The following is an 11,381-nucleotide window of genomic DNA, read 5'->3' as shown; positions in this document are numbered from 1 at the left end:
CCACCGCACGCGCCCTTCGTCTATCGGTTAGGACGCCAGGTTTTCATCCTGGAAAGAGGGGTTCGACTCCCCTAGGGCGTGCCACGGTTTTCTCTCAAACCAGTCAGTTTCCATCTTTTCGCTGCCAGCGACACCGCTTGGTTTTTCGCACGAAAAAACTGAAAAATCCTGCATTTAGGGCTTGCGCGAATCCATCGGCCCGACTAGATAACGCCCACCGCACGCGCCCTTCGTCTATCGGTTAGGACGCCAGGTTTTCATCCTGGAAAGAGGGGTTCGACTCCCCTAGGGCGTGCCACGGTTCTCTCCCGTTCATCGCTGAAATCAGCCCGCTCAAAACGCTTTTGCCGCGTCCAGCATGCGGAACTGTATGCGTCGGCTGCCCTGCCAGCTGTCGGCAGAAAGCGTGCCGGCGATGTGCACGGCCTGACCGCGCTCCTTCATCAGGAACATGCCGAGATCCGCATCGGCGGCCCGGAAAGCCATCGCGTCGATCCGGCCGCCATCGGGACCTTCCAGGCTGACGCGCAGGTGATTGACGCCGACGGGGCGCACGTCGCGGATACGGTGCGCCGGCAGCGCGAAGATCGGCTGCGGATGGCCTGAACCATACGGGCCGGCCTGTTCGAGCTGGTCGGCGAGCGCCAACGTCGCACCGGTGGCGCTCAGCGCACCGTCGATCTTCAGCGTTTCCACCGCCACGAGATCACGTACCGTGCGCTCGGCCTTCTCCTCAAAGAACGCGCGCAGGCGCCCGAGCTTTTCGCGCTCCACCGTCAGGCCCGCCGCCATGGCATGGCCGCCACCCTTGACCAGAATGCCCTCATCCACCGCGGCGCGCACCATGCGGCCCATGTCGAAACCACTGATCGAGCGGCCCGAGCCGGTGCCCTTGCCCGAGGGATCGAAGGCGATGGCGAAGGCCGGTCGGCGGAAGCGATCCTTGAGACGCGAGGCGAGCAGGCCGACCACGCCGGGATGCCAGCCCTCGCGGGCCGTCAGGATCACTGAAGCGCCTTCGCCCGTGCCATATTCCGCCTGCGCCTCGGCTTCCGCCGCCGCCAGCATGGCGGCCTCCATGACCTGGCGCTCCCGGTTGAGATCGTCGAGCTGCTTGGCGATGCGCTCGGCCTCGCCGGGTTCGTCGATGGTGAGCAACCGGCTGCCGAGCGCGGCATCGCCGATGCGCCCGCCGGCATTGATGCGCGGGCCGACGAGAAAGCCGAGATGATAGGGCGTGACCGGCCCGCCGATGCCCGCCTGCTTCAAGAGCGCGGTAAGCCCGGCATTGCCGAGATGGCGCGCCGCGACAAGGCCCTTCACCACATAGGCGCGATTGAGCCCCTTCAGCGGAACAACGTCGCAGACCGTGGACAGCGCCACGAGATCGAGCATGGAGAGCAGGTCGAGGGTTTTCGCCCTGACATCACCGCGCTCGCGCAGCAGCCGCTGCAACGCCACCAGCACGAGGAAGACGACGCCGGCGGCCGAAAGATGTCCCTGCCCCGACAGATCATCCTCACGGTTGGGATTGACCAGCGCAAGCGCCGGCGGCAAGTTCTCGCCGACCTGGTGGTGGTCGATGACGACGACATCGATGCCGCGCTCGCGGGCGACGGCAAGCGATTCGTGGCTCGTCGAGCCGCAATCCACCGTGACGATCAGCTGCGCGCCGCGCTCGATCAGCTGCCCGATGGCATTCGGGTTCGGCCCATAGCCTTCGAAAATGCGGTCGGGAATGTAGATTTCCGCTTCGACACCGAAATGTGTCAGGAAGCGGTAGAGAAGCGCCGAGGACGACGCGCCGTCCACGTCGTAATCGCCAAAAATCGCCACGCGTTCGCGCCGCTCGATGGCGCGCGCCAGCCGCTCCGCCGCGGCTTGGCAGTCCATTAGGCTATAGGGTTCCGGCATCAGCCGGCGCAGCGTCGGGTCGAGAAATTCCAGCGCGTTGTCGAACGGCACGCCCCGGCCGGCCAGCACGCGGGAAATCAGATCCGGCAGGCCATGGTTCTGGCTCATCGCCAGCGCCCGGTTTTCCCCCGCCTGATCGAGCCGCGCCACCCAGCGCTGCCCGGTCGCCGAGCGCTCGACGCCGAGAAACGGCCTGATGACGGGATCTGCGTTTTCCAACATGCTCATGGCCGCTCCTGCTGGGCCCTAAAAGACCAGTGCCCGCACTCCGGCGCAAGACCGGAGGCGGGCACAGGATTTTTCGACAGAATGAGACCGATCAAGCCGTCTTCGGACGCTCGATGCGGATCACCTGCGGTTCGCCGACGAGATAGCCCTCGCCCTTGACGGACGCGACGGCCTTGCGGACGGAATCCTCCATCGTCGCGTGGGTGACGAGGATGATGGTCTTGGGATCGGTGGATTCGGTGGTCGACTGCGCACGCTGCACGATCGATTCGAGCGAGATGCCGTTTTCCGCCATGTGCCTGGCGATGCTGGCGAAGACGCCCGTGCGGTCTTCCACGGAGAGGCGGATGAAGTAGCCGCCGTGATGCTTGCGGATCTGCGCGCGCTTGTAGGGCTGAAGTGCCGCCGCCGGGCGGCCGAGCACCGGCACGGTCTGCGCACCCGGTCGGCTCTTGGCGATATCGGCGATATCGCCGAGCACGGCGGACGCCGTCGCATTGCCGCCCGCACCGGGGCCGACCATCAGCAGCTCGCCGAGAATGTCCGATTCGATCGCCACCGCATTCGTCACGCCATCGACCTGCGCGATCACGCTGTCGAGCGGCACCATGGTCGGGTGAACGCGCTGTTCAACGCCGGTATCGGTCTTCTGCGCCACGCCGAGCAGCTTGATGCGGTAGCCGAGATCGGCCGCCGCACGGATGTCGTCGATCGAGATATTGGTGATCCCTTCGAGATAGATGTCATCGGCCGAAATCTTCGTGCCGAAGGCCAGCGTCGTCAGGATCGACAGCTTGTGCGCGGTATCGTTGCCCTCGATGTCGAAAGCCGGATCCGCTTCGGCATAGCCGAGCCGCTGGGCTTCCTTCAGGCAGGCCTCGAAGGACAGGCCCTCCTTCTCCATCTTGGTCAGGATGTAGTTGCAGGTGCCGTTCATGATGCCGTAGACGCGCGAAATCGTGTTGCCCGTCAGCGATTCCCTGAGCGCCTTGATGACCGGAATGCCGCCGGCAACCGCCGCCTCGTAGTTGAGGATGCAGCCGTTCTGTTCGGCAATGACGGCGAGCTCGACGCCGTGGGCAGCCAGCAGCGCCTTGTTGGCGGTCACGACATGCACGCCGCGCGACAGCGCCGCCTTGACGGCCGAATAGGCCGGATCGCCGGCGCCGCCCATCAGCTCAACGAAGACATCGATCTTGGCATCGCGGGCGAGCGCCACGGAATCATCGAACCACTCAGCGGTGGACAGGTCGACGCCGCGGTCGCGCCCCTTGGAGCGCGCGGTTATCGCGACGATCTCGATCGGCCGGCCGCAGGTCGTCGTGAGCATGTCCCTGCGTTCGACGAGAATCTTCGCGAGCGAGGCACCAACGGTCCCCAAGCCCGCAATGCCGATCTTCAGGGCATCAGCCATGGTCATGTCCTATGTTTGGATAAAAGCCCTCCGCTGGAAACGCGGAGGGCGGATTGTTTTTAGCGATGGGCGTTCAGCGAGATGACGTTGTGCATCGTCTCGTCGGCCGTGGAAAGGAACTTCTTGATATTGCGTGCCGCCTGACGGATGCGGTGCTCGTTCTCGACGAGCGCGAGGCGGACGTAATCGTCGCCCATTTCGCCGAAGCCGATGCCGGGCGCAACCGCCACATCCGCCTTCTCGACGAGCAGCTTGGAAAACTCCAGCGAGCCGAGGTGACGGAACTTTTCCGGGATCTTTGCCCAGGCGAACATGGTCGCGGCCGGCGGCGGAACCTCGAAGCCGGCCTTGCCGAAGGTGTCGACCATCACGTCGCGGCGGCGCTTGTAGACATTGCGCACTTCCGCGATGTCGGAGCCGTCGCCGTTCAGCGCATGGGTCGCCGCCACCTGGATCGGCGTGAAGGCGCCGTAGTCGAGGTAGGACTTCACGCGCGTCAGCGCGGCGATCAGGCGCTCGTTGCCGACGGCAAAGCCCATGCGCCAGCCGGGCATGGAGAAGGTTTTCGACATGGAGGTGAATTCCACCGCCACGTCTATGGCGCCGGGAACTTCCAGAACGGACGGCGGCGGAGCACTTTCGTCGAAGTAGATTTCCGAATAGGCAAGGTCGGAGAGCACGATGATGTCGTGCTTCTTCGCAAACGCGATGACGTCCTTGTAGAAATCGAGCGAGGCGACATGCGCCGTCGGGTTCGACGGATAGTTGATGATCAGTGCGAGCGGCTTCGGGATCGAGTGGCGAACGGCGCGCTCGAGCGGCGGGAAGAAGCTCTCGTCCGGCTCGACGGACATGGAGCGGATCACGCCGCCCGCCATCAGGAAGCCGAAGGCGTGGATCGGATAGGTCGGGTTCGGGCAGAGGATGACGTCACCGGGCGCGGTGATCGCCTGCGCCATATTGGCAAAGCCTTCCTTGGAGCCCAGCGTCGCGACGACCTGCGTCTCCGGGTTCAGCTTCACGCCGAAACGGCGGGCATAATAGGCGGCCTGGGCGCGGCGCAGACCCGGAATGCCCTTGGAGGAGGAATAACGGTGCGTGCGCGGGTCCTGCACCACTTCGCACAGCTTGTCGACGATCGCCTTGGGCGTCGGCAGATCGGGGTTGCCCATGCCAAGGTCGATGATATCGGCACCACCCGCTCGCGCGCTTGCTTTCAAACGGTTGACCTGTTCGAAAACATACGGCGGCAGACGCCGGACCTTGTGAAACTCTTCCATCTTTAACCCCGTTAGGCGCGAAGCCCCTCCGGCGGCCCTGCCGGACGGCGCAAAACTCCGCGCGAATCAAGTCCTCGATTAAGGGCGAAAGCGTTCAAAATGAAGGCACTCCGCCCTAGACCGGCGGCCATTGGCCGCCTTCCGCTTTGCTGCCAAACGGCAAGAAAGGCAAGCGCTAATTCGTCTTCTGGATTTCCGAAAGCGTCTCTCGGCCATGACCATCGCGCAGGGCCTGCAGTTCGGCAAGCTGGCGACGGTATTCGGCCTCGGAAATCGCGCCGGAACGGCGGCGGCTGGTCAGCGATGTCAGGCGCGCACTAATGGCGGAGGCCTCCTCGTCGCCCATCTGCTGCGTCTCGGCGCTGACGATGGCGGTGATGTCAGGATAGGCTTCGGAGCGGTTGGCACCGGCATTGACCGTCGCGGCCGACTGCGTCGAGGTCGAAGAGGCGCAGGCCGCGAGAACGACCGGCACGGCGGCCATGAGAAAGACGGCGCTCAAGCGCCTGATTTCGAACGCCATGTGGCTGTATGCTCCTGTCGAAACGACCGGTTCCGGATATTGCCTGGAAAGGCTGTCAGGCCCTTGTAATCTGTTTCGTAGAGAATGTAAAAATACAAAAGAGACAATAAAATCGGGAGGGAAAGATGGCCGAGGACAGCAAAGCGGGCGAACGCGATGCGACAGCGGACAAGCCCGGTTTTCAGGCTTTCGATCCCGCAGTGATCGAACCCTATATCGTCAAGGATCCCGAAGCGCTGACGGTCAACATGGCGCGCACGGTCGAACAGCTCGGCAAGGCCGCCTCCGCCTGGCTCGCCCCGCGCGAGAGCGGCGAGAAGGTCGATACGGTCTCGGAGCCGATGGTCGACATGGTCAAGACGCTCTCCAAGGTCTCCGAATACTGGCTGGCCGATCCGCGCCGCACGCTAGAAGCCCAGACCATGCTGCTCGGCAGCTATTTCAACATCTGGTCGCGCACCTTGAACAAGCTCGGCGGCCAGGAGGCCGAGGCCGCGCCCGATCCGCACGCCAAGGATAAGCGCTTCGCCGACGAGGACTGGGTGAAGAACCCCTTCTTCGATTTCCTGCGCCAGGCCTATTTCGTGACGTCGGACTGGGCCGAAAAGCTCGTTGCCGACGCCGATGGGCTCGACGAGCACACCCGCCACAAGGCCGGCTTCTATGTGAAGCAAATCGCCAGCGCGATCTCGCCGACCAATTTCGTCACGACGAACCCGCAGCTCTACCGCGAAACGGTCGCCTCCAACGGTGCCAATCTCGTGCGCGGCATGAAGATGCTGGCGGAGGACATCGCCGCCGGCAAGGGCGACCTGAAGCTGCGCCAGACGGACACCAGCAAGTTCGCCATCGGCGAGAACATGGCCCTGACGCCCGGCAAGGTGCTCGCCCAGAGCGATGTCTGCCAGGTCCTCCAGTATGACGCGACGACGGAAAAGGTGTTGAAGCGCCCGCTCCTCATCTGCCCGCCCTGGATCAACAAGTTCTACATCCTCGATCTCAACCCAGCAAAATCCTTCATCAAATGGGCAGTCGATCAGGGTCACACCGTCTTTGTCATCTCCTGGGTCAACCCGGACGAGCGCCACGCCGACAAGGACTGGGAATCCTACGCCCGAGAAGGCATCGGTTTCGCGCTCGACACGATCAAGCAGGCGACGGGCGAGGAAGAGGTCAACGCCATCGGCTATTGCGTCGGGGGCACGCTGCTGGCCGCCACGCTCGCTTTGCATGGCCAGGAAGGCGACACGCGAATCCGCACCGCGACGCTCTTCACCACGCAGGTCGATTTCACCTATGCCGGCGATCTCAAGGTCTTCGCCGACGAGGACCAGATCGACGTCATCGAGCGCGGCATGAAGGCCACCGGCTATCTCGACGGCTCGAAGATGGCGACCGCCTTCAACATGCTGCGCGCCTCCGAGCTGATCTGGCCCTATTTCGTCAACAACTACCTGAAGGGCCAGGATCCGATGCCCTTCGACCTGCTCTACTGGAATTCGGATTCCACACGAATGCCCGCCGCCAACCATTCGTTTTATTTGAGAAATTGTTATCTCAAGAATACGCTCACAAAGGGTGAGATGAAGCTTGCCGGCAAGACGCTGTCGCTGAAGGACGTGAAAATCCCGATCTACAATCTCGCCACCAAGGAGGACCATATCGCGCCGGCGAAATCGGTCTTCGTCGGCAGCAAGTTCTTCGGCGGCAAGGTCACCTATGTCATGGCGGGCTCCGGTCATATCGCGGGCGTCGTTAACCCGCCGGACAAGAAGAAGTACCAGTACTGGACCGGCGGCCCAGTGACGGGCGAGTTCGAGGACTGGGCGGCGAAGGCGACGGAAACCGCCGGCTCCTGGTGGCCGAACTGGCATGAATGGATCAAGGCCGAGGACGACCGCATGGTGCCCGCCCGCAAGACCGGCGGCACGATGAACTCCATCGAGGAGGCGCCCGGCTCCTACGTGCGTGTGCGTGCCTGAGCAGACATGACATTCGATCCGCCGCTCGTCTCCGGCACCCTCGTGCAGCGCTACAAGCGCTTCCTGTTCGACGCCATCCTCGACGACGGCTCGGCGATCACCGGTTCTTGCCCCAATACCGGCTCGATGCGCGGCCTGACCGCGCCGGGCTCGCGTATCTGGATGTCGACAAGCGACAGCCCGACGCGAAAGCACCGCCACCGCCTGGAACTGGTCGAGGCCGACGACACGGTGGTCGGCATCAATACCGGCCTGCCGAACCGGCTTGCGGAGGAAGCCATCCTTGCCGGCCTCGTTGCCGATCTCGGAACCTACCCGGTGCTGGAGCGCGAGAAGAAATACGGCCGCAATTCCCGCATCGACATCCTCCTGTCAGGCGATGCCAGGCCGCCGGCCTATGTCGAGGTTAAGAACGTGCATTTCCGTCGCACGCCCAACCTCGCCGAGTTCCCGGATACGGTGACGGAGCGCGGCGCAAAACATCTGGAAGAGCTGGGCGACATGGCCGAGGCCGGGTTTCGCGCCGTCATGCTCTACCTGATCCAGCGCGAGGATTGCGAGCGATTCCGCATCTGCGCCGATCTCGACCCGACCTATGCAAAGGGTTTTCAGCGCGCCATGGCACGCGGCGTCGAGGCCTATGCGGTGAAATGTGCCGTTACATCCAAGCAAATCCGCCCCGTGGCCGCGATCGCCATGGACGAACCCGGTGCCGCTGTTTTATGACGGTCGGGAAAGACGAGCGAAAGTTGGACCATGGTGACCTATATCGACGCGACCTCCGCGCCGCTGAAGAACACGGGCGTGATTCGCCTCTACGACGCGGAGGCCTTCGAGGGCATGCGCAAGGCCTGCCAGCTGACGGCGCGCTGCCTCGATGAACTCTATCCGCTGGTGAAGCCCGGCGTTGCGACCGATGTCATCGACCGCTTCGTCTTCGAATTCGGCATGGACAACGGCGCCCTGCCCGCCACGCTGAACTATCGCGGCTACACCAAGTCGAGCTGCACTTCGATCAACCACGTCGTCTGCCACGGCATCCCCAACGACAAGCCGCTGCGCGAGGGTGATGTCGTCAATATCGACGTCACCTTCATCCTCGACGGCTGGCATGGCGATTCGAGCCGCATGTATCCCGTGGGCGAAGTGAAGCGCGCCGCCGAGCGCCTGCTGGAAGTCACCCATGAATGCCTGATGCGCGGCATCGCCGCCGTCAGGCCCGGTGCGCGCACCGGCGCCATCGGTGAAGCCATCCAGACCTATGCGGAAGCCGAGCGCTGCTCGGTCGTGCGCGATTTCTGCGGCCACGGCGTCGGGCGGCTGTTCCACGACGCGCCGAACATTTTGCATTACGGCCGGGCCAACGAAGGCCCGGAAATGAAGGAGGGCATGATCTTCACCATCGAGCCGATGATCAATCTCGGCCGCCCGCATGTGAAGGTGCTGTCCGACGGCTGGACCGCCGTCACCCGCGACCGATCGCTCTCCGCACAATACGAGCACACCGTCGGCGTCACCGCCGATGGCTGCGAAATCTTCACCCTGTCGCCCGGCGGTCTCGACCGTCCCGGCCTGTCTTCATAGGCCGCCCATGACGGGATCGCACGGACGCTCGGGCAAATCCTCCTCCTCCACGCTGGAGGACGCCGCCTCGCCCGCCGACGATCTCTTCGACGAAGGCGACGAGCGCGGCCATTTCTTCGAGCGCCCGGCCCGTACGTCTTCCGCAAAGGCGGTTCCGCCTCCGGAAGACAAACACTACCACGGCCACCGCGACCGTCTGCGCACCCGCTTCCGCGATGCCGGCGACACCGCGCTTGCCGACTACGAAATCCTCGAACTCCTGCTCTTCCGCCTCATTCCCCGCCGCGACACCAAGCCGGTGGCGAAGGCCCTGCTCGACCGTTTCGGCACGCTGTCAGGCGTCTTCGGCGCCACGCCGGCGCTCCTGCAGGAGGTGAAAGGCATCGGCGAGGCCGTCGCACTCGACCTGAAGCTCATCTCCGCCGTCGCGCAACGCACGCTGAAAAGCGAGATCCGCAACAAGACGGTGCTCGCCTCCTGGTCGTCGGTCATCCAGTATTGCCATGCCGCGATGGCGCATGAACCGCGCGAACAGTTCCGCATTCTCTTCCTCGACAAGCGCAACGCCCTGATCGCCGACGAGGTGCAGGGGCGCGGCACGGTGGATCACACGCCGGTCTATCCGCGCGAGGTTGTGCGCCGCGCACTCGAACTCTCCTCCACCGCCATCATCCTCGTCCACAATCACCCCTCTGGTGACCCCACCCCGTCGCGGGCGGACATAGACATGACGAAGACGATCGTGGAAACCGCCCGTCCGCTTGGTATTACGGTGCATGATCACATCATCATCGGCAAGGACGGACATGCGAGCCTCAAAGGCTTGAGACTTATGTGAATTCCAAGCAATTCCAGCAAAAAGTGTCATACGATTTTGCGTGCGGAATTGCGTGAAGAAACAATGGAATCGGATGACCGATCCTTCATCCGATTGAAACGGTTTTCTGCCACATCAGGTTGACGAAATTTGCCCGGCGAAGACAATTGCTGCAACGCAATACGATTCTTCCCGCACAGGACTTGGGGCCATCTCACATGCAGGAATATGATCTCGTCGTCGTGGGCAGCGGCCCCGCAGGCCGCCGCGGCGCCATCCAGGCGGCAAAGCTCGGCCGCAAGGTTCTGGTCATCGAACAGGGCAAGCGCGTCGGCGGCGTTTCGGTGCACACCGGCACCATCCCGTCGAAGACGCTGCGCGAGACCGCGCTGAACCTTTCCGGCTGGCGCGAGCGCGGTTTCTACGGCCGCGCCTACCGCGTCAAGCAGGAGATCAGCGCCGACGACCTGCGCCGCCGCCTGCTCATCACGCTCGATCACGAGGTGGAGGTGCTGGAGCACCAGTTCGCCCGCAACCGCGTGCAGCACATCCGCGGCAAGGCGAAATTCGTGACGGCGGATACGATGGAGATCGCCAAGGACGACGGCGAGACCATCCATGTCCAGGCGAAAAGCATCATGCTCGCCGTCGGCACAAAACCCTATCGCCCCGACAGCATCCCCTTCGATGGCATCAGCATTCTTGACAGCGATGAGCTGCTCGACATCAAGGAACTGCCGCGCTCGATGGCCGTCATCGGCGCCGGCGTCATCGGCATCGAATATGCCACGATCTTCTCGGCGCTCGACACGCAGGTCACGGTCATCGATCCCAAGGCGACCATCCTCGATTTCATCGACAAGGAGATCATCGAGGAATTCATCCACGATCTGCGTGACCGCAACATGAAGCTGATCCTCGGCCAGAAGGCCGACAAGGTGGAGAAGCTCGAAAACGGCAAATGCGAGATCACACTGGACAACGGCCGCCATGTCACCTGCGACATGGTGCTCTATGCCGCCGGCCGCGTCGGCGCGACGGATAGCCTCAACCTCGCCGCCGCCGGCCTCACCGCCGACCCGCGCGGCCGCCTCAGCGTCAACCCGGAAACCTTCCAGACCGAGGTGCCGCATATCTACGCCGCCGGCGACGTCGTCGGCTTCCCCGCACTTGCCTCCACCTCGATGGAACAGGGCCGCATCGCCGCGCGCGTCGCCGTCGGCGCCATCGCCAAGGAGCCGCCGAAATATTTCCCCTACGGCATTTATGCCGTGCCGGAAATTTCGACCTGCGGCCTCACCGAGGAAGAGGTCAAGGAGCGCGGCATTCCCTATGAATGCGGCATGGCGCGTTTCCGCGAAACCTCGCGCGGCCACATCATGGGCCTCAATTCCGGCCTCCTGAAAATGATCTTCTCGCTGAAGACCCGTCGCCTGCTCGGCGTGCACATCGTCGGCGAAGGCGCGACCGAACTCGTCCATATCGGCCAGGCCGTGCTGAACCTGAAGGGCACCGTCGAATATTTCGTCGAAAACACCTTCAACTATCCGACGCTTGCCGAAGCCTACAAGATCGCCGGCCTCGATGCCTGGAACCGCATGGGCGACCTCTCGCAGGCGGGCTGAGGCACCTGTTGAAG

The 11,381-nt window shown here is 63.5% G+C and carries 9 protein-coding genes and 2 tRNA genes; 7 read left to right on the top strand and 4 right to left on the bottom strand.

Translation table 11 applies throughout. The annotated features are described in order from the left end of the window. Positions 1–9: 9 nt before the first annotated feature. Both ACOZK4_RS22000 and ACOZK4_RS21995 read left to right on the top strand, forming a co-directional pair. Positions 10–84 (top strand) — tRNA-Glu (locus ACOZK4_RS22000). A gap of 139 nt (positions 85–223) precedes the next feature. Then, positions 224–298: transfer RNA gene (locus ACOZK4_RS21995), tRNA-Glu, on the top strand. Between the two features lie 35 nt (positions 299–333). Here the strand turns inward: ACOZK4_RS21995 and recJ are convergent. From recJ to ACOZK4_RS21975, 4 genes are all read right to left on the bottom strand, one after another. Beyond that, positions 334–2,136, bottom strand: coding sequence for a single-stranded-DNA-specific exonuclease RecJ (recJ, locus tag ACOZK4_RS21990; protein WP_421593804.1), 1,803 nt, complete (start codon positions 2,134–2,136; stop codon positions 334–336). 97 nt (positions 2,137–2,233) lie between these two features. Continuing rightward, complete coding sequence (locus tag ACOZK4_RS21985; protein WP_421593782.1) at positions 2,234–3,556, bottom strand: homoserine dehydrogenase; 1,323 nt, start codon at positions 3,554–3,556, stop codon at positions 2,234–2,236. A 59-nt stretch (positions 3,557–3,615) separates the two neighbouring features. Beyond that, positions 3,616–4,836, bottom strand: coding sequence for an LL-diaminopimelate aminotransferase (locus ACOZK4_RS21980; protein ID WP_421593781.1), 1,221 nt, complete (start codon positions 4,834–4,836; stop codon positions 3,616–3,618). Between the two features lie 175 nt (positions 4,837–5,011). Next, positions 5,012–5,359, bottom strand: a complete 348-nt coding sequence (locus ACOZK4_RS21975; protein WP_421593780.1) for a hypothetical protein — start codon at positions 5,357–5,359, stop codon at positions 5,012–5,014. Between the two features lie 125 nt (positions 5,360–5,484). Between ACOZK4_RS21975 and ACOZK4_RS21970 the strand changes: the two genes are divergently transcribed. From ACOZK4_RS21970 to sthA, 5 genes are all read left to right on the top strand, one after another. Further along, complete coding sequence (locus tag ACOZK4_RS21970; protein ID WP_421593779.1) at positions 5,485–7,341, top strand: PHA/PHB synthase family protein; 1,857 nt, start codon at positions 5,485–5,487, stop codon at positions 7,339–7,341. Between the two features lie 6 nt (positions 7,342–7,347). Next, complete coding sequence (gene sfsA / locus ACOZK4_RS21965; protein WP_421593777.1) at positions 7,348–8,067, top strand: DNA/RNA nuclease SfsA; 720 nt, start codon at positions 7,348–7,350, stop codon at positions 8,065–8,067. A 30-nt stretch (positions 8,068–8,097) separates the two neighbouring features. Further along, a complete protein-coding gene (gene map, locus ACOZK4_RS21960; RefSeq protein ID WP_421593776.1) occupies positions 8,098–8,925 on the top strand; it encodes a type I methionyl aminopeptidase in 828 nt (275 codons plus the stop codon). Positions 8,926–8,932: 7 nt separating this feature from the next. Then, positions 8,933–9,763 (top strand): RadC family protein, encoded by an 831-nt coding sequence (gene radC / locus ACOZK4_RS21955; RefSeq protein ID WP_421593775.1) that lies wholly within the window; start codon positions 8,933–8,935, stop codon positions 9,761–9,763. 197 nt (positions 9,764–9,960) lie between these two features. After that, a complete protein-coding gene (sthA, locus tag ACOZK4_RS21950) occupies positions 9,961–11,367 on the top strand; it encodes a Si-specific NAD(P)(+) transhydrogenase (RefSeq protein WP_421593774.1) in 1,407 nt (468 codons plus the stop codon). Positions 11,368–11,381: the final 14 nt, after the last annotated feature.

Origin of the sequence: Shinella sp. M27, assembly GCF_049199905.1 — a bacterium.
In the GTDB taxonomy this organism is placed as follows: Bacteria; Pseudomonadota; Alphaproteobacteria; order Rhizobiales; family Rhizobiaceae; genus Shinella.
This window is presented reverse-complemented; position numbering and strand designations above follow the sequence as displayed.